At 65.6% G+C, this 23154-nt stretch carries 24 protein-coding genes and 2 pseudogenes; 16 read left to right on the top strand and 10 right to left on the bottom strand.

Annotated elements, in window-relative coordinates:
- The first annotated feature begins 41 nt into the window (after window positions 1–41).
- Together EEB19_RS06400 and EEB19_RS06395 are read left to right on the top strand one after the other, a co-directional pair.
- Window positions 42–1259, top strand: coding sequence for a S9 family peptidase (locus tag EEB19_RS06400; RefSeq protein ID WP_187584302.1), 1218 nt, complete (start codon window positions 42–44; stop codon window positions 1257–1259).
- A gap of 7 nt (window positions 1260–1266) precedes the next feature.
- Window positions 1267–2820, top strand: a complete 1554-nt coding sequence (locus EEB19_RS06395) for an NAD(P)/FAD-dependent oxidoreductase (protein ID WP_187584300.1) — start codon at window positions 1267–1269, stop codon at window positions 2818–2820.
- A gap of 40 nt (window positions 2821–2860) precedes the next feature.
- Here EEB19_RS06395 and EEB19_RS06390 read toward each other — a convergent pair whose 3' ends face one another.
- Complete coding sequence (locus EEB19_RS06390) at window positions 2861–3127, bottom strand: hypothetical protein (RefSeq protein ID WP_187584298.1); 267 nt, start codon at window positions 3125–3127, stop codon at window positions 2861–2863.
- Window positions 3128–3236: 109 nt separating this feature from the next.
- Between EEB19_RS06390 and EEB19_RS06385 the strand changes: the two genes are divergently transcribed.
- The 4 genes and pseudogenes from EEB19_RS06385 (at window position 3237) to eutC (ending at window position 7204) form a co-directional block, all read left to right on the top strand.
- A complete protein-coding gene (locus EEB19_RS06385; RefSeq protein WP_187584296.1) occupies window positions 3237–4772 on the top strand; it encodes an acyl-CoA carboxylase subunit beta in 1536 nt (511 codons plus the stop codon).
- A 3-nt stretch (window positions 4773–4775) separates the two neighbouring features.
- Window positions 4776–4965 (top strand): annotated as a pseudogene (locus EEB19_RS06380) (ethanolamine permease); the annotation flags it as partial.
- Window positions 4962–6371: an ethanolamine ammonia-lyase subunit EutB gene (locus EEB19_RS06375; protein ID WP_187584294.1), complete on the top strand. Its 1410-nt coding sequence runs from the start codon at window positions 4962–4964 to the stop codon at window positions 6369–6371. The pseudogene EEB19_RS06380 and the gene EEB19_RS06375, both read left to right, overlap by 4 nt.
- The gene (gene eutC / locus EEB19_RS06370; protein ID WP_187584292.1) at window positions 6368–7204 is read left to right on the top strand and encodes an ethanolamine ammonia-lyase subunit EutC; all 837 of its coding nucleotides are present in this window, start codon (window positions 6368–6370) and stop codon (window positions 7202–7204) included. The genes EEB19_RS06375 and eutC overlap by 4 nt, the downstream gene beginning before the upstream one ends.
- A 441-nt stretch (window positions 7205–7645) precedes the next feature.
- Here the strand turns inward: eutC and EEB19_RS27165 are convergent, their stop codons facing one another.
- Window positions 7646–7840, bottom strand: a complete 195-nt coding sequence (locus tag EEB19_RS27165) for a zinc ribbon domain-containing protein (RefSeq protein WP_187584525.1) — start codon at window positions 7838–7840, stop codon at window positions 7646–7648.
- 458 nt (window positions 7841–8298) lie between these two features.
- On the opposite strand from EEB19_RS27165, the gene EEB19_RS06360 reads away from it, so the two are divergent.
- Window positions 8299–9237 (top strand): diiron oxygenase, encoded by a 939-nt coding sequence (locus tag EEB19_RS06360; RefSeq protein ID WP_187584290.1) that lies wholly within the window; start codon window positions 8299–8301, stop codon window positions 9235–9237.
- Window positions 9238–9295: 58 nt separating this feature from the next.
- Here the strand turns inward: EEB19_RS06360 and EEB19_RS06355 are convergent, their stop codons facing one another.
- Window positions 9296–10069: an SDR family NAD(P)-dependent oxidoreductase gene (locus EEB19_RS06355; RefSeq protein ID WP_187584524.1), complete on the bottom strand. Its 774-nt coding sequence runs from the start codon at window positions 10067–10069 to the stop codon at window positions 9296–9298.
- Between the two features lie 84 nt (window positions 10070–10153).
- Window positions 10154–10981 (bottom strand): annotated as a pseudogene (locus EEB19_RS06350) (sugar phosphate isomerase/epimerase family protein); the annotation flags it as partial.
- 170 nt (window positions 10982–11151) lie between these two features.
- On the opposite strand from EEB19_RS06350, the gene EEB19_RS06345 reads away from it, so the two are divergent.
- The 4 genes from EEB19_RS06345 to EEB19_RS06330 all read left to right on the top strand — a co-directional run bounded on the left by EEB19_RS06345 (window position 11152) and on the right by EEB19_RS06330 (window position 15165).
- The gene (locus EEB19_RS06345) at window positions 11152–12525 is read left to right on the top strand and encodes an MFS transporter (protein ID WP_187584288.1); all 1374 of its coding nucleotides are present in this window, start codon (window positions 11152–11154) and stop codon (window positions 12523–12525) included.
- On the top strand, window positions 12522–13403 hold the full coding sequence (locus EEB19_RS06340) for a transketolase (RefSeq protein WP_187584286.1): 882 nt from the start codon (window positions 12522–12524) through the stop codon (window positions 13401–13403). The genes EEB19_RS06345 and EEB19_RS06340 overlap by 4 nt, the downstream gene beginning before the upstream one ends.
- Before the next feature lies 1 nt (window position 13404).
- A complete protein-coding gene (locus EEB19_RS06335) occupies window positions 13405–14391 on the top strand; it encodes a transketolase family protein (protein WP_187584284.1) in 987 nt (328 codons plus the stop codon).
- A gap of 93 nt (window positions 14392–14484) precedes the next feature.
- The gene (locus EEB19_RS06330) at window positions 14485–15165 is read left to right on the top strand and encodes a GntR family transcriptional regulator (RefSeq protein WP_187584282.1); all 681 of its coding nucleotides are present in this window, start codon (window positions 14485–14487) and stop codon (window positions 15163–15165) included.
- 83 nt (window positions 15166–15248) lie between these two features.
- Here EEB19_RS06330 and EEB19_RS06325 read toward each other — a convergent pair whose 3' ends face one another.
- The 3 genes from EEB19_RS06325 to EEB19_RS06315 form a co-directional block, all read right to left on the bottom strand.
- Window positions 15249–15524: a DUF1905 domain-containing protein gene (locus tag EEB19_RS06325; RefSeq protein ID WP_187584280.1), complete on the bottom strand. Its 276-nt coding sequence runs from the start codon at window positions 15522–15524 to the stop codon at window positions 15249–15251.
- A gap of 69 nt (window positions 15525–15593) precedes the next feature.
- Window positions 15594–15923, bottom strand: coding sequence for a type II toxin-antitoxin system PemK/MazF family toxin (locus EEB19_RS06320; RefSeq protein WP_262365495.1), 330 nt, complete (start codon window positions 15921–15923; stop codon window positions 15594–15596).
- A gap of 13 nt (window positions 15924–15936) precedes the next feature.
- Window positions 15937–16164: a toxin-antitoxin system protein gene (locus tag EEB19_RS06315; protein ID WP_187584275.1), complete on the bottom strand. Its 228-nt coding sequence runs from the start codon at window positions 16162–16164 to the stop codon at window positions 15937–15939.
- Window positions 16165–16279: 115 nt separating this feature from the next.
- Here EEB19_RS06315 and EEB19_RS06310 point away from each other — a divergent pair, with 115 nt between their 5' ends.
- The 4 genes from EEB19_RS06310 to EEB19_RS06295 are packed head-to-tail and all read left to right on the top strand — an operon-like array spanning window position 16280 to window position 21227.
- The gene (locus tag EEB19_RS06310) at window positions 16280–17698 is read left to right on the top strand and encodes an FAD-binding oxidoreductase (RefSeq protein ID WP_187584273.1); all 1419 of its coding nucleotides are present in this window, start codon (window positions 16280–16282) and stop codon (window positions 17696–17698) included.
- Window positions 17699–17755: 57 nt separating this feature from the next.
- Window positions 17756–18517 (top strand): decaprenylphospho-beta-D-erythro-pentofuranosid-2-ulose 2-reductase, encoded by a 762-nt coding sequence (locus EEB19_RS06305; RefSeq protein ID WP_187584271.1) that lies wholly within the window; start codon window positions 17756–17758, stop codon window positions 18515–18517.
- A gap of 2 nt (window positions 18518–18519) precedes the next feature.
- Window positions 18520–20469, top strand: a complete 1950-nt coding sequence (locus EEB19_RS06300; protein ID WP_262365480.1) for a galactan 5-O-arabinofuranosyltransferase — start codon at window positions 18520–18522, stop codon at window positions 20467–20469.
- On the top strand, window positions 20466–21227 hold the full coding sequence (locus EEB19_RS06295; RefSeq protein ID WP_187584270.1) for an MBL fold metallo-hydrolase: 762 nt from the start codon (window positions 20466–20468) through the stop codon (window positions 21225–21227). The genes EEB19_RS06300 and EEB19_RS06295 overlap by 4 nt, the downstream gene beginning before the upstream one ends.
- A gap of 101 nt (window positions 21228–21328) precedes the next feature.
- Here EEB19_RS06295 and EEB19_RS06290 read toward each other — a convergent pair whose 3' ends face one another.
- The 3 genes from EEB19_RS06290 to EEB19_RS06280 form a co-directional block, all read right to left on the bottom strand.
- The gene (locus EEB19_RS06290; RefSeq protein WP_187584268.1) at window positions 21329–21784 is read right to left on the bottom strand and encodes an ATPase; all 456 of its coding nucleotides are present in this window, start codon (window positions 21782–21784) and stop codon (window positions 21329–21331) included.
- A 138-nt stretch (window positions 21785–21922) separates the two neighbouring features.
- Window positions 21923–22273 carry a helix-turn-helix transcriptional regulator gene (locus tag EEB19_RS06285; RefSeq protein WP_187584266.1) on the bottom strand — a complete coding sequence of 117 codons (351 nt, stop codon included), beginning with the start codon at window positions 22271–22273 and terminating at the stop codon, window positions 21923–21925.
- Window positions 22266–22715 (bottom strand): SRPBCC domain-containing protein, encoded by a 450-nt coding sequence (locus EEB19_RS06280; RefSeq protein WP_187584264.1) that lies wholly within the window; start codon window positions 22713–22715, stop codon window positions 22266–22268. The genes EEB19_RS06285 and EEB19_RS06280 overlap by 8 nt, the downstream gene beginning before the upstream one ends.
- Before the next feature lie 127 nt (window positions 22716–22842).
- Between EEB19_RS06280 and EEB19_RS06275 the strand changes: the two genes are divergently transcribed.
- Complete coding sequence (locus EEB19_RS06275; RefSeq protein WP_187584262.1) at window positions 22843–23151, top strand: antibiotic biosynthesis monooxygenase; 309 nt, start codon at window positions 22843–22845, stop codon at window positions 23149–23151.
- The last annotated feature ends 3 nt before the right edge of the window (window positions 23152–23154 follow it).

Below are 23154 nucleotides of genomic sequence, written 5' to 3'. Positions count from 1 at the left end.
CCCGGCGTGCCGGTCGGGCGGGTGATCTACGGTGAGACATCATGAGCTCTCGAGGTGTGCGACGTTCCGTCGCGGCGATGTTCCTGGCGGTGGCCGCCACGGCCGGGATGACGGTGTCGTCCCCGACTGCGGGAGCCGAGACCGCCCCGCCGACGGCAGCGCCCGTCTGGTCGGGCATGGATGTCCGCGACTACCGCGGCCCGGTCCCGGCCCAGGCGGGCACCCTCATCGCCCAGGTTCCGCTCGCCGCGCCGCTGAGCCTCCCCGGTGCTGCACAGGCCCGCCGGATCCACTATGCGACACCGGATCAACACGGACGTCCGGCCACCAGCACCGGCGCGGTGTTCGTCCCGGCCGGCACTCCCCCGCGCGGTGGGTGGCCGGTGATCGCGTGGGCCCACGGGACCACCGGACTCGGCGACTCGTGCACCCCGTCGGCCCAGCCACGCAGTGACCGCGACACCGCCTACCTGTCCCACTGGTTGCGCGAGGGGTATGCCGTCGTCGCAACCGACTACGTGGGTCTCGGCACCCCCGGGTTGATGAGCTACCTCAACGGCGAGTCGGAGGCACACTCGATCGTGGACTCGGTGAAGGCGGCGGGGCAGATGGGGCTGCCGCTGAACCGTCGGTGGGCGATCGTCGGGCAGTCGCAGGGAGCGGGTGCCGCGCTCAACGGCGCTCGCCGAGCGACCGAGCTGTCCCGCGGTACCGATCTGGACTATCGCGGCGTCGTCGCCACCGGCACACCCGCGAACATCGAGCAGATCATCTCGCTCGCCGGGCCGAGCTTCCCGCCGGTCAAGCTCCCTGCCGGGCTCAACACCTACGCGGCCTACATCCTGGCCGGCTTCATCGACGCCCGCCCGGACCTGCGTCCGCAGTCGGTGCTCACCCCGCTCGGCCGCGACCTGGTCGAGAAGGCCCGGCACCTCTGCTATCCCGAGATGCAGTCAGTGATGGCGGGTCGCGATCTGCGCACGCTGTTCCACGCTCCACTCGCGGGCATCCCGGGTGCGCGCGAGGCTCTGGCCCGCTATATGGGCACGCCGTACTCGGGCTACGACCGGCCGATCTTCCTCGGACAGGGGCTGCTCGACACCGACGTGCCGGCGCCGTCGGCGTTGTCGCTCTACGCCCAGATGCGCGCCGCGAACCAGCCGGTCGAACTGCACGTGTATCCGTCCAAGGATCATTCCGGCACCGTGCTCGCCTCGATGCCGGACTCGACCCCCTTCCTCGCACGCATCATGAGGTGACACCCGTATGACGGCAGCCGCACACGTCGACGACATCATCATCGGGGCGGGCCACAACGGCCTCACGGCCGCCGCCTATCTCGCCGATGCCGGGCGGTCCGTCCTGGTGGTGGAGAAGGCCGATCACGTGGGCGGTGCGGCCGTGTCCGCCATGCCCTTTCCCGGCCTGCCCGCACGGTTGTCGCGCTACTCGTATCTGGTGTCGTTGATGCCGCGCGAGATCATCACCGATCTGGGTCTCGACATCCGACTCGTCCGACGACGTCACTCGTCGTACACGCCACTTCCCCGCGATCCGTCGACCGGCATCCTGGTCGACAGCGAGGACGAGCGCGCGACCGCCGAATCCTTCCGTCTGGCAACCGGTTCGGACACCGTATTCACAGCATGGCAGTCGTTCTACAGTCGGATCGGCACCGTCGCGCGGCGCGTGTTCCCGACGATGCTCGAGCCGCTGCGGTCAGCGGCTCAGATGCACGACCTCGTCACCGGCTCCGATTCGAGCGAAGCGGAGTTGTGGGAGTCCCTGACGACGCGCCCGCTCGGCGCGCTGCTCGATCAGTACTTCGACGACGACGTCGTGCGCGGGATCGTGGCGACCGATGGATTGATCGGCACCTTCGCCGATCTCGACGATGCATCGCTGCGTCAGAACATCTGCTTCCTGTATCACGTGATCGGCGGCGGCACCGGCGACTGGGACGTCCCGGTCGGCGGGATGGGCGCGGTGTCCGGCGCGCTGTATCAGGCGGCGGCCGCGGCGGGCGCCGAGATCCGGACCGGCGTCGAGATCGTCGGGATCGATCCGGCCGACGGTACCGTCGAATTCGCCGATGGGACTACGGTGACCGGGACCATGCTGTACGCCGCGTGTGCGCCGCAGTCCGTCAATGCGCTGCTCGACGAACCGATCGCGACCGAGAACGGCACCCGCGGAGCGCAACTCAAGATCAACCTGCTCCTCGACCGCCTGCCCCGGCTGCAGGACCCCACCGTCTCGCCGCACGCGGCATTCGCCGGCACATTCCACATCAACGAGACCGCAACACAGCTGCAGCGAGCGTGGCGGCAGGCCACCCGCGGGGAGATGCCCGAACTCCCGCCCTGCGAGATCTACTGCCACACCTTGTCGGATCGATCCATTCTCGGCCCCGAACTCGACGGCAAACACACGCTGACCTTATTCGGGCTCCACACACCCCCAGAGGTCTTCGAGGAGCCCGGCGCCGTCGAACACGCCGTCGGCGCAACCCTTGCGTCGCTCAATTCGGTTCTCGCCGAACCCATCCAATCGGTCATCGCGCACGACGTCGCGGGCAATCCGTGTGTCGAGGTGAAGACCCCGCAGGATCTCGAGGAGACGGTCGGCCTCCCGGGCGGCAACATCTTCCACCGCAGCCTGCAGTGGCCGTGGGCCGAGTCCGACGACCAGGTCGGCACCTGGGGCGTCGAGACCCGTCATCCTCGCCTGCTGCTCTGTGGTGCCGGGGCACGACGCGGTGGCGGTGTCAGCGGCATCCCCGGCAGAAACGCGGCACGACTCGTGCTGAATCGGACGTGATCACACCCCGAAGACGATCACGTCCGAAGCCATGCATTTCTCACGCCGTTGCTGCGCGCGACAGGGCCTCCCCATCGGTTTTCGGTCCGAGCTCGGCCAGCCGCCGCGCAACGACCTGAGCGATGTCACCGGCTGTTTGCGGGTCGAGGCCGTCGTAGTCGGCGAGCGCACCGCGCAACCGGAGAAAGTAATCCCGTTCCGACAGGCCGAACTCGATCATGATGTCGGTCGGGTCGCCGCCTCCGTAGCGGTACCACCGTTGCGCGAACGCCACCACATCGGCGGCATCATGTGATTGGGATGTCATGACATAGATCATGCCTGATCCCAGTGAACACGAGGTTGCAGCGAGTGCACCCTCTGTGTGACCGAGGGCACTCCCCGGCCGGGCTTGCGTGTCGGGCAGGATACGACTCATGGCGGATCGCGATCTCGACTCCGATGAGCAGACCTCTCCCGTGACCGGCCTCGACGAGGTCGTCGCACGCAGATTCCTGACCACCGACGCGGCACGGCCCGAGCGGGTCGGCAAACGTCACGCCGCAGGTCGACGAACCGCCAGAGAGAACATCAGCGATCTCATCGACGACGGATCCCTCATCGAATACGGACAATTCGCCACCGCCGCGCAGGAGCAGCGCAGCGAGTTGGCAGACCTCGTCACGCAGACGCCGGCCGACGGGCTGATCGGCGGGACCGCGACCGTCGACGGGTTGCCCTGTCTCGTGATGTCCTACGACTGGATGGTGCAGGCCGGCACGCAGGGTATGCGCGGTCATCACAAGACCGATCGCCTCATCGACATCGCCACCCGTCTGCGTGTGCCCGCGGTGTTCTTCACCGAGGGTGGCGGCGGTCGCCCCGGCGACACCGACTATCCGGTCGTCTCGGCGCTGGACGTCGGATCGTTCCGCATGTGGGGTGCGCTCGGTGAGGTCGCACCCAGGATCGCCGTGGTATCCGGTCGATGTTTCGCCGGCAACGCCGTCCTCGCCGGTTCGGCGGACCTGCGAATCGCCACCCCCGACGCCAATCTCGGCATGGCCGGACCGGCGATGATCGCCGGCGGTGGGCTCGGCCAAGTGAGCGCCGACGAGATCGGTCCGGCCGATGAGCAAGCCGAGAACGGGGTCATCGATGTCCTCGCCGACGACGAGTCGCACGCGGTCGACATCGTGCGACAGGTGCTCGGACTGCTGAACGCCGACGTGGACCAGGCCGTGACCGTCACCGATCAAGCACAACTTCGCACGATGCTGCCCGCCAACGACCGCGAGGCCTTCGACGTCCGCCCACTCGCCGAGGCCCTTCTCGACGTCGGATCGGTGCTCTGGCTGCGCGAGCGCTGGGCGCCCGAATTGGTCACCGCCCTGGCCAGAATCGACGGGATGCCCGTCGGTCTCATCGCCAACCAGTCCTCTCACCTCGCAGGTGCGTTGACCTCAGACGCCGCCACCAAGGCGGCCGACTTCCTCGAGCTCTGTCAGCGGTGGGCGATCCCGATCGTCAGCCTCGTCGACACCCCCGGCTTCATGGTCGGACCGGACGCCGAGCGAACCGGACTGGTGCGCACCGCATCCCGCATGGTCAACGCCGGCTCCTGCTTCACCCAGCCGCTCATCGGCGTCGTCCTGCGCCGCGGCTACGGACTCGGCGCCCAGGCGATGCTCGGCGGCGACACCCACCGGCCGCTGCTGACCGTGGCGTGGCCGCAGGCACACCTCGGTCCGATGGGACTCGAAGGGGCCGTACGACTCTCGATGGCGAAACACTTGGCCGCCCTCCCCGAGGACGAACGAGAAGAGCTGGTCCGCACGAGCACCGAGGCGATGCGTGAGCACGCCAAGGCGCTCAACGCCGCACGGGTGTTCGAGATCGACGACGTCATCGATCCGGCGGACACGCGGCGGGTGGTGGTGGGGATGTTGCGGCGGGCGGGTAGTCGCGCCTGAGATGCCTTGGTGATCGCAGTTGTGGCGATCATCACGACCTTCCTCGCCGGCATGGTGGCGGCGCTTCCTCTCCCCCGGCGTGTTCGCGACTTTCATGCTGTACTTCGCTCTGTACAGCCGACACCGGCTCGTCGCGAACTTCCAGGACGAGGAGTTCGCAGCACTGGCCGAGGCCGAGGAGGATTTGCGATGAGGTACACCCAGTCGATCTCGGGAACCACCTACGAGTTCGACGGGCTCGTCGAACTCATGGCCAAGGCGACCCCGTTGCGCTCCGGCGACGAACTCGCGGGCTGCGCGGCACACTCCGACGCCGAGCGTGCCGCCGCGGCATGGCAACTCGCCGACGTCCCGCTGACGACGTTCCTCGACGATCAGGTCGTGCCGTACGAGTCCGACGAAGTAACCCGGCTCATCATCGATTCCCACGACCGGATGGCGTTCCAGGCGATCTCGCATCTAACGGTCGGGGGTTTCCGCGACTGGCTCCTGGCCGTCTCCGCGCGGGAGGACAGTGCTGCTCAGATCGCCGCTGTTGCAATGGGTCTGACCCCCGAGATGGTTGCTGCGACGTCGAAGATCATGCGGAACCAGGACCTGATCCTCGTTGCGTCGGCAGCAACCGTGACCGCGGCGTTCCGGACCACCATCGGTCTGCCCGGTCGGATCACCACGCGCCTGCAACCCAATCACCCCACCGATGATCCGCGCGGCATCGCCGCAGCCACGCTCGACGGGCTGCTGATGGGATGCGGTGATGCGGTAATCGGTATCAACCCGGCCACGGACTCGCCCCATGAGACGTCGGAGTTGCTCTACCTGCTCGACGACATCCGGCAGCGTTTCGAGATCCCGATGCAGTCGTGTGTGCTCTCCCACGTCACCACCACGGTCGACCTCATCGAGCAGGGTGTGCCGGTCGATCTCGTCTTCCAGTCGATCGCCGGTACCGAGGGCGCGAACAGCAGCTTCGGAATCGAGATCTCGCTTCTGCGTGAGGCCAACGATGCCGGCCGATCCCTGGAGCGCGGCACGGTCGGCGACAACCTCATGTATCTCGAGACCGGGCAAGGATCCGCTCTGTCGGCAGGCGCGCACATCGGGACCGGCGGCAAACCCGTCGACCAACAGACTCTCGAGACCCGCGCATACGCGGTCGCCCGGGTGCTCCAGCCGCTGCTCGTCAACACCGTCGTAGGGTTCATCGGGCCCGAGTACCTCTACGACGGCAAACAGATCATTCGCGCCGGACTCGAAGATCACTTCTGCGGCAAGATCCTCGGGCTCCCCATGGGCGTGGACGTCTGCTACACCAACCATGCCGAGGCCGACCAAGACGACATGGACACCTTGCTGACCCTGCTCGGCGTGGCCGGAGCCGCCTTCGTCATCGCCGTGCCCGGAGCCGACGACGTGATGCTCGGATACCAGAGCCTCTCGTTCCACGACGCCCTGTATGTTCGCCAGGCACTCGGACTTCGGCCCGCACCCGAGTTCGAGGAATGGCTCGCCGGACTCGGCATGGCGGATGCGCAGGGGCGGATCCTCCCCGTCGACGTCGCCAACTCGCCACTCCGATCGCTGACCGTCGCGCGATGAGCACCTCACCCGAGCCCGCAGACGACCTGTGGGCCGACCTCCGACTTACCACCCGGGCGCGAATCGGCCTCGGACGCGCAGGCAATTCGCTGCCCTCGCAGCGGGTGCTCGAGTTCAAAGCAGCCCACTCCGCAGCGCGCGATGCTGTGCACGACCCCCTCGACATCGACGATCTGAGAACCCAACTCGGAGAACTCGACGTCGACGATGCGCTCCACGTGCAGAGTCGAGCCGCCTCCCGCAGCGAGTACTTGCGCCGCCCCGATCTCGGACGGCAGCCCGCCGACGTGTCCCATCTTCCGGAGACGGGCGCAGACATCGCAATCGTTCTCGCCGACGGGCTCTCGCCCCGGGCACTCACCGATCACGGCTGCGGGCTGCTCGAGGCACTCGTGACAAAACTGAGCACTCGGTTCACGCTCGCACCACCGGTCATCGCCACCCAGGCGCGGGTCGCCCTAGGCGACCATATCGGAGAAGCCCTCGGCGTCCAGACGCTGATCGTGATCATCGGCGAACGCCCGGGCCTGTCCGTGGCCGACAGCCTCGGCATCTACCTCACCCACCTCCCTCGCCCCGGACTCAGCGACGCGGACCGCAACTGCATCTCCAACATCCATCCACCCGGCGGGCTCGACTATGCAACTGCCGCAAGGATCGCCGACGCACTCGTCGACGGCGCCCGCAAGCTCGGTCGCTCCGGCGTCGCGCTCAAGGACACCTCGCGAGCACAACTCACCGAGAGCGAGGCGCGCGTGGTGGACCCGGGGCCGAGCGAGCCTGCCACTCGTCCCGGGCTACGCACGAGCGACACATCGCCGACCGCGACGTAGCCGCGGCGACGCCTGGTGAAGTTCTCGACTGTGGTCCTCCGGTGATCATCGCCCGCAGATCACGACGTGAGTTGGCGGACGCGATTGTGCGTCCGCCAACTCGATCGGATTGAAGGACTCGCGGTACCAGCCGGTCGGAATCGTCGACGTGTTCACCGGTAACGCAAGGTGAGCGTCACGTCTGCCCTATCGTCGGGTTGCCGCTCTTGCCAGTTCTGGACATGTATGTTCCACGTGGTCGAGACCCCTGGACGCAGCGTTCGAGTAGAGAAGTATGTCGTGCCGTCCAAATCTCCGTTATAGGCCGTGTCGCCCTCGAAGAAGTCGACCCTCCCGCGGTAGACCTGAACTTGGCCATTGGATAGTTGGCGTAGGCCGTAACGCACTTCGACTCGTATTTCGTTGCCACAGTATGCCGTCACCGTGACCGTCCGTAGGTCGTCAATCCCAACTCGGCGGGGAGTCAAAGCCATGCCGGGGTAACAGCGCTCGTTCGAGCCGAAGTTCTCCCAGTCCATGATTCTGAAGAAAACGTTGCCGTTCACGGTTCGAGTGGCAGCGTCGGCACGCGGGGCCTGCGTACCAATACCAACTGCCAGAATCGCTGCAGCGGCCACTATTGCAAACATCTGCCAGAGTATTCGGCCGCGGGCGCGACGTTTGTTACTGGTCTTTCTCATGATGGTCGTCCTTTATGAAAGGGTCTACTTGAGTCGCACCCATTCGCACCCAGGTGCGTTGATGACTTCGTCACTTGCATTGCCGTCGTTTTGTTGTGGGAGTGTCCCCCACAGCAAGCGTCCGGCACGCTGACGAACCGCGACAGAGTAGTCGCCTACCCGACTTTCACCGCGAAAATTCTTCTACTACGCCATACATTCGGTAGCCGCTCGCAAGATCGAGGCGTGGCCAACCGGATTCGCCATGGCCGATGTACATGTGCACGTGCGGCGATCCGCGTCGTGCTGCCCTACCGCTCTCGTACCTAACCATTGACGAACGTGACATTAGATGATGTCATGAACGCGTACCCGCACTCGTCCTCGACAGTCGCTCGATCGTCGACGACGCACGACTTTCTGGGAGACGCTCATATGTCCGTAGGCACTGACCCACAACCAATCTCAGATACCGGAGCCGTCGAGAGTTCCTGCGACACCGGCCCCGACGAGGTGTCGGACCGCCTGCTGCGATCAGCGGCGCACTCCTCACGCAATGCCATGGTCGAGATCGACTGGAACGCACCCCTCGATCCGACGAAGTACGGCTGCAGCCCGGAGTGGTCGACGCTGTACGGCACCGCCTACTGGAACGAGATGACCGAAGAACAACGAATCTCGCTGACCCGGCACGAGTTCGCATCGATCATGAGCATCGGGATCTGGTTCGAGATGATGCTGCAGGAGTTGGTGTTTCGCGACCAGTACCTCACCGACTACCACCGGCCGGAGTTCCAGTTCGCGATGACGGAGGTCGCCGACGAATGCCGGCACTCGCTGATGTTCGCGCTCGCGACGAAGAAGATGGTCGGCACCTGCTACAAACCGCATCCCCGTCTCGGACGTTTCGCGAAGCTCTTCAAGAGCACCGCCGCCGACGAGGTCGCCTACGCGGGAATCCTGGTCGCCGAAGAGATCCTCGACGTCTTCCAGCGCGGATGCATGCGCGACGACCGCGTGCTGCCCTTCATCCGCACGGTCAACGAGATCCACGTGCTCGAGGAGTCTCGTCACATGCGATTCGCGCGTGAGGAGGTCCGGCAGCGGATGCAGAGAGTCGGGTGGCTGCGCAGACAGTGGAGTGCATGGAACGTCGCCCTCGCCTCGTCGTACATCGTGCTCAGCCTCGTGCGGCCGCGCGCATATGCCGACGCCGGCCTGGACTACCACCGTGCCGTCGCCGAGATGCGTCACAACCACCACTTCCAGTCCATGGTTCGCAGCAGCTGTGCACACCTGATGCAGTTCCTCGACGAAGTCGGTCTGCTGACACCGGCAGCCGCACGGATCTACCGGAAGGTGCACATGCTGTAGGGACGCTGTGGACAGGTAACGACACGTCACCGAGCTCGTGTCCGCACGAACACGTGCGTCAGTGCATGTGGCTTCCACCGTTGATGTCGATGGTGGTTCCCGTGAGGTAGGCAGCGTCGTCCGAGGACAGGAAGGTGATCACGGAGGCCACTTCGCGTGTCGTGGCGACGCGGCCCACAGGGATGCCGGCCGCGATCGCGGCTTCCTGTTCGTCGGTGCTGCCGACCCGGATGGCGGTGTCGGCGGCGCCGGGAGCCACAGAGTTGATGGTCACCCCGCTGTCGCCGAGCTCGCGGGCAAGGGACTTGGTGAATCCGAGGATCGCCGCTTTGGCCGACGAGTACGGCACCTTGCCGAATACCCCTCCGCCGCGCTCGGCCGACACTGAGCTCATGTTCACGATTCGGCCCCAGCCACGGTCGATCATGTCTGGGAGGAACGCCTTGGTGACCAGGTAGGTACCGGTCGCATTGACGGCCATCACCTTGTTCCACAGATCCAGGGTGGTGTCGAGGAACGGGACCGGTGAAGTGATGCCGGCGATGTTGGCCAGGGCTCCCACCGGCGGTAGTGCACCTCCCTCGACCTCGGCCGCGACCGCTCGCTGAGCAGCGGCGACGGACTGCTCGTCGGCTACATCGATGTCGTGTCCGAACGCCGGGACGTCGTAGGTGTTGCCGATCTCGGCGGCGACCTTGGCCGAGGCTTCGCCATCGAGGTCGAGGACGACGACGGCCCAGCCGTCCTCGGCGTACCGAGCTGCCGTCGCTCGCCCGATGCCGGTGGGGGAGGCCGCGCCGGTGACAACGGCAGTGCGGATCGGTGTGTTCATGGTCTTCTCCTGATTCATTGGGTTCGTTGGGTTCACGGCCGCACGGCCGAGAAGTCGGGTGATGACCGCGCCGGCTTCTCCCGCCGCGTCCGCTCGGTTCGCGTCGTCGACATCGTGGGTCTCCAACTCGAGACTGAAATGGCCGGAGTATCCAGCCCTTTCAAGTGCGTGGAGGGCTCGCCGGAAGTCGACGTCTCCGTTCCCGATGCTGCGATTGATATCGCCGGGACGGACTGGGTCATCGCCTTCGAGGCGGACTCCCGCGGTGGCGTCGCGCAGATGAACGTGGGCGATCCGGCCGAACTGATCGAACCGTTGGACGGCGTCTTCCACCCGTGCGCCCGAGGCGACCACATGACTGACATCGAGAACGTGACCGATCGTCGGCTCATCGATCCGCGCGGCGAGCTCGGCAGCACGGTCGAGTGTGCACCCAAGCCTCAACACGTGCAGGGTTTCCACCCACAGCTCGACTCCGACCGCCCGGGTGACCGAAGACGCCCACCGGAGCTGTTCGGCGACCACATCAAAATCGGCGGCGAGCCCGTTGACCGGACGGTGTGACAGTGCGCCGTTGGGCAGGACGATCGCGCGTGCACCGAGTTCTGCCGCCAGTTCGGCGAGTTGGCCGAGTTGCTGCGATCGGCGCCGCCGCTCGTCGTTGTCGGCCGGCACGTTGAGATCACCGATGTCGGCATTGATGGACCGGACGATGACATCGTGCCGGCGAACGGCGGACACGATCGCGGATCGAACCGTCGGCTCGAGATCGAACGGGACGTGGTCACAGACGCCGGGCAGCGAACCCAGGTCGATTTCCGCGAAGCCCAGACCAGCAATGGTCGCGAGAGCGTCGTCGCGGCTCAGGCGACGAAACGAGATCGTCGAACAGCCGAGTCGTGAATCGAACATCACCCACCTCCTCAACTAGGAGTGACTCACAGCACAGTATGTCGTCGACGGACAACCGTCAACTACCAACCGTTGACTGTTGACAGTCAACGTGCGGTGGGTCACACTCGGATTGTTGGCGCACAACGACCACACTGGAACTACGACTCTTCGAAGGAGGGGTGCACGCCATGACGACAGCACTCCACATGCGCGGCCCGGTGAACGGATCGCCCGACGCTCGACGCGTCTCTATCGGCTCCTCGGTCGGAGCAGTCATCGAGACATACGACTTCATCGGCTTCGGTACCGCCGCCGCCCTGTATTTCGGCACCGCGTTCTTCCCCGGACAAAGCTCGGTCGCCGGGACCCTCGCGGCATTCGCGACCCTCGGTGTCGGCTTCGCCGCCCGTCCGCTCGGCGGAATCCTGGGCGGACACCTCGGAGACAAGGTCGGACGCAAGCCGGTCCTCGTGGCATCCCTGATCCTGATGGGGTTGGCCACTTTCGCCATCGGCCTGCTGCCGACATACGCACAGGTCGGTGTGATCGCGCCGGTCCTGCTGGTCGTCGTCCGCATCATTCAGGGCCTGGCATTCGGAGCCGAGTGGGGTGGCGCGATCCTGATGAGCTACGAGCACGCCCCCTGGCGCAAGAAGGGCAAGTTCACCGGCATCGTGCAAGCCGGGTTCCCGGTCGGCCTGCTCTTGGCCAACCTCGTCTTCCTCGTCTCCGTCCACCTACCCGGCGACTGGGCATGGCGCGTGCCCTTTCTCGCCAGCATCCTGCTGGTGATCGTCGGCCTCATCATCCGCGCGAAGGTACCCGAGTCGCCGGTGTTCGAAGAGGTCAAGGAGACCGGCTCCGTCGTAAAGTCGCCGATCGTCGACTCGGTCCGCAAGGACTGGCGAGACATCCTGCGCGGCATCGGCCTTCGCATCGCCGAAACCGCCGGATACGCGGTGTCGATCACGTACATGATCTCGTACCTGCACACCGAGGAGCTGGCCACCAAGTCGCAGACCCTGCTCGCGCTCTGCGTCGCCGCCGGCCTGGGCATCGGCGCCACTGTCGGGTGGGCCACCCTGACCGACAAGATCGGACGGCGACCCGTCTACATCGGGGTGTGCGCCTTCGGGGTCGTCTTTGCCATCCCCATGTTCCTGCTCGTCAACACCGGCACTTTCGTCTTGATCCTGGCGACGATCGTGATCGCCTACACGGTGTGCCAGAACGCGCTCGCCGGCGCACAGGGCGCGTGGTTTCCCGAGCTGTTCGACGCCACCCGCCGCGCTTCGGGAGCCTCACTCGCCTACCAGATCTCGGCCATGGTGTCCGGGTTCACCCCGTTCATCACGACCTTGTTGTTCGTGTGGATCGGCTGGATGGGGCCGGCGCTGCTGTTCGGCTTCTACGCACTCATCGGACTCACCGCAGCCGTGCTCACCCGGGAGACGTGGGGCCCGCGTGAGCGCATGCTCGCCGAACAAGCTGCCTCCGAGGTCGATCCCGGCCCTTTCGGCCCTGACACCACGCCATCCACCAAGAGCGGAGAACTCGTATGACCACCACAGCCGTCACACCCGCATCGACCCGCGAACGTGTCGTCGCCGACTTCGCTTATCGGACCCGCCAGAATGTCATCGACATGGGCGAGGTCCAGGGACAGGGCTACGTCGGACAGGCGCTCGGCGCAGCCGACATCCTGGCCGTCGTCTACGGCGACCAGATGCGGTATCGGGCCGACGACCCCAACTGGGCCGCCCGCGACCGATTCCTGCTCTCGACCGGGCATTACGCGATCGGCCTGTACGCGGCCCTCGCTGCCGCCGGAGTCCTCGACTCCGAGGAGTTGCTCACCTACGCCCTCGACGACTCGAGGCTGCCGATGTCCGGAATGGCGTCGTACACACCGGGAATGGAGATATCCGGCGGTTCCCTGGGGCACGGACTGACCGTCGCCGTCGGGATGGCCCTCGGATTGCGACACCAGAACTCCGACGCCCGGGTCTTCAACTTCCTCTCCGACGGTGAGCTCGACGAAGGGTCGACCTGGGAAGCGGCGATGGGCGCACATCACCACCAACTGGGCAACCTCATCGCCATGGTCGACATGAATGCGTTGCAAGCCGACGGGCCGACCGCTGGTGTTCTCAATATCGAGCCAGTGGAAGAGAAATGGGAAGCCGCAGGCTGGAACGTCCGACGAGTCAACGGCAACGACCCTGCCGCGCTCCTCGAGGCCTTCGATGACGTCACCAACACCGCCCGGCCACACGGCGCGCCGTCAATCGTCATCTGCGACACACGCGTCGGTTACGGCGCAACGATCCTGGAGAACCGCGAGAAGGCGCATTTCATGCGCATCGAAGAACACGAATGGCAGATCTGTCGCGACCAGCTCGCCGACCGCTTCGCCACCACGAACTCACCGAAGGCCTGACATGACCACCGCAGCACCCAAACTCAAGACCTCGGCAATGATCGCGTCGTTCGTCGACCCCGGACAACGCACCGCAACCGCTCCTTTCGGACACGCTTTGGTGCGCGCTGCCGAAGAGAACGACAAGATCGTCGGCCTATCGGCCGACCTCGCCAAGTACACCGACATGCACATCTTCGCCCAGGCCATGCCCGAGCGGTTCTTCCAGATGGGAATGGCCGAGCAGTTGCTGTTCGGCGCCGCGGCGGGCATGGCGGAGACCGGTCTCGTACCATTTGCGTCCACGTACTCCGTCTTCGCCGCTCGTCGGGCATACGACTTCCTCTGCCTCGACATCGCCGAGCCCAATCTGAATGTGAACATCATCGGAGGGCTCCCAGGCCTCACAACCGGCTACGGACCCAGTCACCAAGCGACTGAAGACGTCGCAATCTTCCGCGGGATGCCGAACCTCACCATCGTCGATCCGTGTGACTCCCTTGACATCGAACAGGCCGTTCCCCAGCTCGCTGCGGCCGAAGGGCCGAGCTACCTTCGGCTGCTTCGTGGCAAGGTCGCCACCGTGCTCGACGAGTACGACTACACCTTCGAGCTCGGCAAGGCGAAAGTCCTGCGAGGCGGCAACGACGTCGTCTTCGTGTCGTCCGGGCTGATGACGATGCGCGCACTGCAAGCCGCAGACCGTTTGGCCAACCACAACATCGACGTCGCAGTTGTACATACGCCGACCATCAAACCGTTCGACGCCGACACCGTTCTCGCCCACCTCGACACTCCTCGCAAAGCGTTCACACTCGAGAACCACACCCGAATCGGCGGTTTGTACGAGACCGTCGCCTCCGCCATCGTCGAGCGCGGACTCGGTGTGCAGGTCGGTGCGATCGCCTTGCCTGACGCGTTTCTCGATGCCGGCGCGTTGCCCACCCTGCACGACCGTTACGGACTGTCCACCGATCGGATCGAGAAGCGCGTACTCGACGAACTCTGATCTCGCACGAACCAGGAGCGCCGCCTCGTGACCGTACACTCGGTGTTGACAGACAGCAGTCGACAGTCAGCTGTGACACGAGAGGACTCGGGCATGGCAACCCAACCCGCGGCGCTCCTGGGCCTGCAACGCACCAATTTGCGCGAGCAGGCCCTCGCCGCCCTGCGCACCGCCATCACCCGCGGCGAACTCCGACCGCACAGCGCTCTGGTCGAGACCGAACTCTCCGAGCGACTCGGTATCAGCCGCGGCACCCTTCGCGAGGCGCTACGCCAACTCCAGCAAGAGGGGCTTGTCGTCGCCGGTGTGCGAAACCGCTTGCACGTGCGCAGCCTTGACACCAAAGAGATCGGCGACATCTTCGCGGTCCGCGCAGCGCTCGAAGCCCTCGCGGCCTCCGTGCTGGCCGCCATCCCCGACCGTGGCGCCCTGGTCCGCGACCTCCGGGCTGCGCTCGATCGCATGGGCGCAGCGGGTCGCGACAACCTCGACGATCGAATCGAGGCCGATCTCGATTTTCATCGCCTGCTCTGCACCCTGACCGACAACGAGACCCTGGTCCATTCGTGGACCTCTCTCGAAGGCTCGATCCGAATGTCGATCATGTACGCCGGCACCGAACAAGCACTGGGAAACATGGACACCGACCGCCACAGCGTCATCATCGACGCCATCGACAGCGGCGACCCGGACGCCGCCCGGCATGCCGTGATCGATCACATGCGCTGGGCGGCAGACAACCTCGTCGCCGGCGCCGGCGGGGTCCTCCCCTGAACCGTGTGACGCAGACGCCCTCGAGCATGTGCGCAGGTCCTGCCTGGATCCACCGGCAAGAGCACATGCTGTAGGCCGCAGCCTCACCGCCGCTCCTGCAGACACACCTCCACCTGATCCCCCACGCCCTTTCCGATCTCGTCCAGCAACGCACCCTTCATCGGGAGCTTGTGCCGTCCGTCGCCGAGCGCCATGAACGAACTCTCGAACGGTCGGCCGTCGACGGTTCCGCTGACCTTCACCAGGCCGCGGGTCCCGAAGAAGTCAGCCGTCCAGTCGGTGACCACATACGTCCAGCCGCCGGGTGCCGAGCTCTTCTCGATGACGGCGGTGAATGTCTTGTCCAGTGGGGTGCTCATGGTGCCTCCTCGATCGCGAGTGTCCCTCATATCGACTCCGCGACCAGGTGATAGTCATCGCGAGAACGTTCACCGCGGTGGCAACGAGAGAAAATCACTCAGCCATTCGTCGACCTCACCCATGGTCTCCGAATCCACCACACCGATGACGTCGTGCAGTCGTTCGCGGGTCACCGTCCGAGGTTGTTCGGTCATCGCGAACGTCGGTCGACGTGACGTGAAAGCGGGTCCGCGCAAGCGAACGTGGTTCGGCCATCCCCGATCGATCGTCGTCGCGGGGAGGATGATCGCGAGCGTGTCGGCCTGCTCGAGATACAAGTCGCTCGCAATCAGCAGGGCTGGGCGTCTGCCGGATCGTTCCCGCCCGCGAACGGGATCGAGTTCCGTCCAGACGACCATCCCGCGCCGCAGATCAGGTGACATCGTCGCCAGAAGCCAGGGCTGCATCCCAATCGCTGAACTCGTCCCAATAGAGATCGTCAGCGCCGCGGACCGCCAGGCCGAAAGCCTCCATTCGTTGTCGACGCTCGTATCCATCCAGAAGCTTCTCGATGAACCCCGCTGCGGTGACGCCGTTCGCTTCCGCATCACGGTTGATGCGATCGCGCAGTTCGACGGATACCTTGATCGTCGTCGCCATGGGCCGAGTCTACCGACGGGTATACCCAAGCGTCTACCGCCCCTGGTCCGGCCTTCGGACCAGGTGATATTCATCGCGAACCTACGGCGGGAGCGGACAGGTACCCTCATGGGCGATGTCTACTGAAGAGTTGTTGCCGATCGAGACCCGCACGCTGATGGGCTGGGGTCGCACGATGCCCATCGAGGGACACGTGCTCTCGACGCCGTATCCCGAGGTCATCGCCGAGGCGGTCGCGCGCGTCGCCGACGACAATGCCGACAAACCCGACTACCTCAAGCGTGGCGTCATCGCTCGCGGACTCGGGCGTTCGTACGGCGAGAACGCGCAGAACGCCGGCGGTCTCACCATCGACATGACGCCGCTGAACCGCATCTACTCGATCGACGAGTCCACGGCCATCGTCGACGTCGATGCCGGGGTCGACCTCGACACCCTCATGCGCGTCGCGCTTCCCCACGGTCTGTGGGTGCCGGTGCTGCCGGGTACGCGCCAGGTCACCGTCGGCGGCGCCATCGGCTGCGACATCCACGGCAAGAACCATCACAGCGCGGGCAGCTTCGGCAACCACGTCGTCGAGATCACGCTGCTCCTCGCGAGCGGAAAGATCATCACGATCACCCCCGACGGCACCGACGACGACCCCGACGCCTCCATCTTCTGGGCGACGGTCGGCGGCATCGGACTCACCGGCATCATCCTGCGGGCCAAGATCCGGATGACGCGCACCGAGACCGCGTACTTCATCGCCGACGGCACCGTCACGAGCACGCTGGACGAGACGATCGCGCTGCATCAGGACGGCAGCGAGTCGAATTACACCTACTCCTCGGGCTGGTTCGACGCGATCAGCAAGCCCCCGAAGCTCGGACGCGGAACGTTCTCGCGCGGATCGCTCGCCACGCTGGATCAGCTGCCGCCGGAACTGGCGAAGGACCCGCTCAAGTTCGACGCCCCGACGCTGATGAACTTCCCGGACATCTTCCCCAACGGGCTGGCCAACAAGTTCGACTTCTCCATTGTCGGCGAGGCCTACTACCGGATGGGCGGCAACTACACCGGCAAGATCCAGAATCTGACGAAGTTCTATCACCCGCTTGATCTGTTCGGGAACTGGAACCGCGCCTACGGGTCGAAGGGATTCCTGCAGTACCAGTTCATCGTGCCGCCGGAGGCCGTCGAGGAGTTCAAGCAGATCATCATCGACATCCAGGCGTCGGGACACGTCAGCTTCCTCAACGTGTTCAAGCTCTTCGGACCGGGAAACCAAGCACCGCTGTCGTTCCCGATGGCCGGCTGGAACATCTGCGTCGACTTCCCGATCAAGAAGGGACTCGCCGAGTTCTGCAACGAACTCGACCGGCGGGTGATGTCGATCGGCGGGCGCCTCTACACCGCCAAGGACTCGCGGACATCGGCGGACACCTTCCACGCGATGTACCCGCGGATCGACGAGTGGATCGCGACCCGTCGCCGCGTCGACCCGGACAAGGTCTTCATGTCCGACATGGGCCGGCGCCTCGAACTGATCTGACCTGAGCCCGATCCGAATCATCCTGATGCGTACCAGCTTCGAAGGGAAATCCACATCATGATCAACGCCGTCGGCGTGCCGCGGTCCGTCCTCGTCCTCGGAGGCAGTTCCGAGATCGGCCTCGCCATCACCGAGGAGTACCTGAAGAAGGGCCCGATGCGGGTGGTCCTGGCCACCGTGCCCGGTGACCCGACCGCCGCCGCGGCCGTCGAGAAGATGCAGAAGGCCGGCGCCTCGAGCGTCGAGCAGATCGACTTCGACGCCCTCGCCCCCGACACCCATCCGGCCGTGTTGGACAAGGCCTTCGCCGGTGGTGACATCGATGTCGCCGTCGTCGCGTTCGGTATCCAGCCCGACGACGAGAAGGCCTGGCAGGACCAGAAGACCGCGGTCACCGAAGTCGGCATCAACTACACCGCCGCGGTGTCGGTCGGCGTGCTGCTCGGCGAGAAGATGCGCGCCCAGGGCTTCGGGCAGATCATCGCGATGAGCTCGGTCGCCGGAGAACGCGTGCGGCGCAGCAACTTCGTGTACGGCTCGACCAAGGCCGGCCTCGACGGCTTCTACCTCGGCCTCGGAGATGCCCTGCGCCCGTTCGGCATCCACGTCCTCGTCGTCCGCCCCGGCCAGGTCCGCACCCGGCTGTCCGCCCACGTCGCCGAGGCCCCGCTGACCGTGAACAAGGAGGACGTCGCCCGCATGGCGGTCGCCGCGGCCGACAAGCACAAGGAGATCGTCTGGGCGCCCGGCCCGTTCCGGTTCGTGATGATGATCCTGCGGCACATCCCGCGGCCGATCTTCCGTCGTCTGCCCATCTGATCGTGAACACGACCGTTCGCCGCGCCCGGGACGTCGGCGAGCTGTTCATCGGCGCGATCGTCGGTGCGCTCGTCGCGTTCATCGGCCTCAAGGTCATCGCGACGGTCGACTGGCCGTCGTTCAACTCCTCCAACGTCACCCGCGCGCTGACGACCGTGGGCCAGGTCGTGGCCGTCGCCGCCCTGGTACTCGTGGTGTTGCTCAACCGCTATCGGTCGGGCCGGTCGTCGACCGGGTGGTTGACGAGTCTGATCTCGACGATCGCGACCGCGGGCCTCGTCACCGTCACCCTCGGCATGCCGCTGGGCGCGACGAAGCTCTACCTGTTCGGGTTGTCGGTGGATCAGGAGTTCCGTACCGAGTACCTGACCCGCATGACGAGCAGTCCGCGTCTGGCGGACATGACCTACCTCGACCTGCCGCCCTATTACCCGGCCGGCTGGTTCTGGTGGGGCGGACGCTACGCGGGGCTCGAGGGTCTGCCCGGCTGGGAGGCCTACAAACCGTGGGCCATCCTGTCGATGGCGGCTGCGGCCGCGGTCGGCATCCTGCTGTGGAACCGGATGCTCGGCGCGACCCGCGGCATCCCGATCGCCCTGGCCGTCACCGTCATCACGCTGATGTTCGCGTCTCCGGAACCCTATGCGGCTGTTCTGGTGTTACTCGGCGTCCCGATGCTCATCACGATGCTGTACGCGCTACGCGGTCGATCCCGGGCCACAGAAGGGCCGGTCGGCGGACTCCGGTCGGGCACCAGCTGGGCCGCGGTCCTGGCGTCCGGCGCGTTCCTCGGTCTGAGCGCCACGTTCTACACGCTCTACACCGGCCTGTTCGCACTCACCGCGGTGCTCATGGCCTGCTACCTCATCGTGCAGGCGTGGTTCGGAGCCGCCAACAAGTCCGTACCGGATGCCACCGTGTCCGGCCGACGACGGTCGGTGATCGGTGCGATCATCGCCCGACTTGCGTCGATCGCGGTCATCTCCGGTCTCATCGCGCTCCTCGTGTGGGCGCCCTATCTGTGGTCTCGAGTGCGCAGCGAACCCGCGAGCGGCGGTACGGCCGAACACTATCTCCCCGAACGCGGTGCGATCCTCCCGCTGCCGTTCTTCCACTTGACCCTCGTCGGGTTGCTCAGTCTCGTCGGCCTGATCTGGATCTTGTTGCGCTTCCGTGAGCGCACCGTCGCGCTCGCACTCGGTGTCGCGGTGGTGACGATCTACCTCTTCTGCCTGCTGTCGATGCTGCTGACGGCCGGCGGGACGACGCTGCTGTCGTTCCGTCTCGACCCGATCCTGAACGCCACGCTCGCGGCGGCCGGTGTGCTCGCGCTCGCCGACCTGTCGCGCTGGGCCGTCGGCCGATTCGGTGACGTCCGCTTCGCCATCGGCGCGGTCGCAACGGTCGCGGCAATGGCTGTGGCACAGGATGTCCCCGGGTTCCTGTCGACCGAGATCACCACCGCTTACACCGATACCGATGGCTACGGCGCGCGCGCCGATCAGCGACCGCCCGGGGCCGAGTCGTATTACCCCGAGATCCATCGGCTGATCCGCGAGCAGACGAAGAGACCTGCCACCGACAACGTCGTGCTCACCGCCGACTACGGCTTCCTCTCGATCTACCCCTACTGGGGTTTCCAGGGATTGACCTCGCACTACGCGAACCCGTTGGCCGAGTTCGACAAACGCGCCAAGACCATCGAGCGCTGGGCGGACTCGACCAGCCCGGACGAGCTCATCGAGAAGCTGGACCGCTCCCCGTGGACGCCGCCCGACGTCTTCCTGTTCCGTTATGCCGCAGACGGATACACACTGCGGCTGGCCGAGGACGTCTATCCGAATGATCCGAACGTCAAGCGGTACACGGTGACCTTCGATCCGGCCGCCTTCGCCGACCCCCGTTTCGTCGTGACCGAGGTGGGCCCGTTCGTGGTGGTGGTGCGGCGATGATCGTCGAAAGAAATCGGTTCATGATCAGCCGTGTCGACGCGGGCTCGTCGTCGGCGTTCCTGGTGCACAGCGACGTCGTGAACTGGGTTCTGCTCCAAGAGGGTTCGGACATCACACTGATCGATGGCGGCTACCCGGGCCAGGCGGCCGATGTCGTCCAGTCGATCCGGCACATCGGCGGGCGTCCCGAGGACATCCGGGGCGCGCTGCTGACCCATGCGCATGTCGACCACATCGGCGGCCTCGCGAAGCTACAGGAAAAGTACGGATTCGACGTCTACATGGATCCCGTCGAGGTTTCCCACGCGCGTCGGGAGCATCTGCAACAGGCCGGGCCCGGGGACATCGTCCCGATTGCTTATCGACCGCGTGTGCTGCGTTGGCTCACGAAGGTGACGCCGTTGGGTGTGTTGAGCCGCAGAGGGATCGACGACGCCAAGCCGTTCCCCGACCCGCTGGATCTTCCCGGCCGGCCAGTCCCGGTGGCCGCCCACGGACACACCGACGGACACAGCGCCTACCTGATCGCGGACGGCGAGGTGTTGGTGTCCGGGGACGCGCTCGTCAGTGGACATCCCATCTCGACGATCACCGGTCCGCAGTGCATCTCGGATGCCTTCCAGCATGATGTCGCGACCGCGCGGCGCACCGTCGAATCGTTCACCACTCTCGACGCGACGACTCTGTTTCCCGGGCACGGGCCGCGCGCAGACGGCGCCGTGGCCGACGCCGCGCGGCGCGCGCTCGAGGTGTCGTAGCCGCAACCCCCCACCGGGTCGAGTAGCCACGAGCGAGCGAAGCGAGTCCGAGGCGTATCGAGACCACGAATACTGCCCGAGCCTCACCGCGACAATCGGCCCTACGCGTTGCCGGTCGTGAGATGAGTTCGCGCGAGGTCGAGCTCGATCCGCCAACCCTCGACGTTCCCCTCGAGGCGCTCGCGACGTTCAGCGGCGGTGCCGGGCAGAGAGGCGAACCCACTCTCGGCGACCTTGAGGATCACCCCGTCGCCGGATTCCTCTGGTGTCACCCAGAATTCGACGAGTGTCGAGTCACTCTCGGGGTCGTCGGGATCGGCGAGCCAGCGGAATGCGGCGTACCGCGGCTCGTCGAGTTCGACGACACGGAAGGCGAAGGCCCCGTGGGTCGGATCATGCACGACGGCGAGATCACCGTCGCGGTCGATCCGATGTTCGACGATCTGTTTGTCGTTGATGTACCAGCCAGGCTCGCTCACCAGCTCCCAGACGTGTTGCGCCGGTGCGGCGATGGTGATCTCGCGTTCGATGCGATCGTGCTCGAGTTCGGTTGTCATGGTTTCCTTTTCGTGGTGATGACCCTTCGTGACGCTCGGCTGGCGCCTCGCTCCTCAGGGACCGGTGTCGGCCGGCCTCGCACCTGAGGGATGAGACCTCTGATCCCTGAGGAGGACCGGAGCGCAAGCGGAGGTCCGTCACGAAGGGTCGTCCCCCCGAGACGGTGATTCGGCAATCGTCTTGATGCGGTCGAGACGACGTTCCCAGCCGCGGGCAATGGTGTCGAGCTGGCGCGCGACCTGAGACAGGCGCGCGCCGACCGGCTCGTAGCGGACTTCGCGGCCGGCCTTGGCCGCACTCACCAACCCCACGTCCTCCAGCACCCGGAGGTGCTTCGCAATGGCCTGTCGCGAGATCGGGAGTTCGGCGGCGAGGGCCGAGGCCGAGGCGGGCGAGCGGGACAGCCGGACGAGAATCTGCCATCGACTGTCATCGGCGAGAGCCGCGAACAGATCGACTGGCGCCTCGGAGTCGAGCGCGTCAGGCACGGGCGGCAGCTCCGGTGAGGTGGGCGCGAGCCATGTCGAGCTCGAGGGGCCATCCCTGGGTGTGGTCGTCGAATCGGGAGCGGCGATCTGCCTCCGGTTCGCTCAACGAGGCGAACCCCGACTCGGCGACCTTGAGCAGAACGCCCGAATCGACCGGCGTCAGCCAGAATTCGACGAGGGTCGACGAGCTCGACAGATCGTCGGTGTCGATGTGCCAGCGAAACGCCGCATACGACGGTTCATCGAGCTGAACGACACGGAAGGCGAAGCGGCCGTACTGGGGATCGGTGACGTAGGTGACGTCACCGTCGCGCTCGAGCTGATGCTCCACGATCGTCTGATCGTTGATGTACCAACCCGGTTCGCTCACCAGTTCCCAGACCCGTTCGGGCGAGGCCTCGATCGTGATCTGTCGTTCGATGCGATCGTATTCGGTGTCCATGATGTCCTCCTGGTCGATTTATCTGCAACTCGATAGTTGCATAAGCCTCGCGGGTACTGCAACCCCTCAGTTGCAATTAATTTCAGCTGCTTGACTTCAAGTGGACCTGAAGTACGAGAGTGTGCGCATGACGACCGCCCTGCATCGCATCGACAAGTTCTCCGTCCCCGCACCGGCCATGGACGAATTTCTCGCACAGCTCCGTCACACCCACGAGATCCTCGGTAGGCAGCCTGGGATCGTCCGCAACGATGTGATCACTCTCGTCGACGGCGACAGCGTCTACAACGTCGTGACCGCGGTGACCTGGGAGTCTCGCGACGCCCTCCGCGATGCCGGGAGTGCAGTCGCCGCCGACGTCGCCGCCACCGGATTCGATCGCGTGGCATTCCTGACACGCCTCGGCGTCACCGCGGATTTCGGAACATACGCGTGACGA

Source organism: Gordonia sp. OPL2 (assembly GCF_003797825.1).
GTDB lineage: Bacteria > Actinomycetota > Actinomycetes > Mycobacteriales > Mycobacteriaceae > Gordonia.
Note: the sequence above shows the minus strand (reverse complement) of the source record. Positions and strands in the feature narration are given on the sequence as shown.

Excerpts from the sequence above, each read along its gene's own strand:
- EEB19_RS06390 (WP_187584298.1), bottom strand. The coding sequence starts at position 3,127 with ATGACATCCCAATCACATGATGCCGCCGATGTGGTGGCGTTCGCGCAA.
- EEB19_RS06360 (WP_187584290.1), top strand. The coding sequence starts at position 8,299 with ATGTCCGTAGGCACTGACCCACAACCAATCTCAGATACCGGAGCCGTC.
- EEB19_RS06325 (WP_187584280.1), bottom strand. The coding sequence starts at position 15,524 with ATGAGCACCCCACTGGACAAGACATTCACCGCCGTCATCGAGAAGAGC.
- EEB19_RS06385 (WP_187584296.1), top strand. The coding sequence starts at position 3,237 with ATGGCGGATCGCGATCTCGACTCCGATGAGCAGACCTCTCCCGTGACC.
- EEB19_RS06290 (WP_187584268.1), bottom strand. The coding sequence starts at position 21,784 with ATGACAACCGAACTCGAGCACGATCGCATCGAACGCGAGATCACCATC.
- EEB19_RS06330 (WP_187584282.1), top strand. The coding sequence starts at position 14,485 with ATGGCAACCCAACCCGCGGCGCTCCTGGGCCTGCAACGCACCAATTTG.
- EEB19_RS06345 (WP_187584288.1), top strand. The coding sequence starts at position 11,152 with ATGACGACAGCACTCCACATGCGCGGCCCGGTGAACGGATCGCCCGAC.
- EEB19_RS06320 (WP_262365495.1), bottom strand. The coding sequence starts at position 15,923 with ATGGTCGTCTGGACGGAACTCGATCCCGTTCGCGGGCGGGAACGATCC.
- EEB19_RS06310 (WP_187584273.1), top strand. The coding sequence starts at position 16,280 with ATGTCTACTGAAGAGTTGTTGCCGATCGAGACCCGCACGCTGATGGGC.
- EEB19_RS06295 (WP_187584270.1), top strand. The coding sequence starts at position 20,466 with ATGATCGTCGAAAGAAATCGGTTCATGATCAGCCGTGTCGACGCGGGC.
- eutC (WP_187584292.1), top strand. The coding sequence starts at position 6,368 with ATGAGCACCTCACCCGAGCCCGCAGACGACCTGTGGGCCGACCTCCGA.
- EEB19_RS06280 (WP_187584264.1), bottom strand. The coding sequence starts at position 22,715 with ATGGACACCGAATACGATCGCATCGAACGACAGATCACGATCGAGGCC.
- EEB19_RS06275 (WP_187584262.1), top strand. The coding sequence starts at position 22,843 with ATGACGACCGCCCTGCATCGCATCGACAAGTTCTCCGTCCCCGCACCG.
- EEB19_RS06305 (WP_187584271.1), top strand. The coding sequence starts at position 17,756 with ATGATCAACGCCGTCGGCGTGCCGCGGTCCGTCCTCGTCCTCGGAGGC.
- EEB19_RS06315 (WP_187584275.1), bottom strand. The coding sequence starts at position 16,164 with ATGGCGACGACGATCAAGGTATCCGTCGAACTGCGCGATCGCATCAAC.
- EEB19_RS06400 (WP_187584302.1), top strand. The coding sequence starts at position 42 with ATGAGCTCTCGAGGTGTGCGACGTTCCGTCGCGGCGATGTTCCTGGCG.
- EEB19_RS06375 (WP_187584294.1), top strand. The coding sequence starts at position 4,962 with ATGAGGTACACCCAGTCGATCTCGGGAACCACCTACGAGTTCGACGGG.
- EEB19_RS06340 (WP_187584286.1), top strand. The coding sequence starts at position 12,522 with ATGACCACCACAGCCGTCACACCCGCATCGACCCGCGAACGTGTCGTC.
- EEB19_RS06355 (WP_187584524.1), bottom strand. The coding sequence starts at position 10,069 with ATGAACACACCGATCCGCACTGCCGTTGTCACCGGCGCGGCCTCCCCC.
- EEB19_RS06395 (WP_187584300.1), top strand. The coding sequence starts at position 1,267 with ATGACGGCAGCCGCACACGTCGACGACATCATCATCGGGGCGGGCCAC.
- EEB19_RS06335 (WP_187584284.1), top strand. The coding sequence starts at position 13,405 with ATGACCACCGCAGCACCCAAACTCAAGACCTCGGCAATGATCGCGTCG.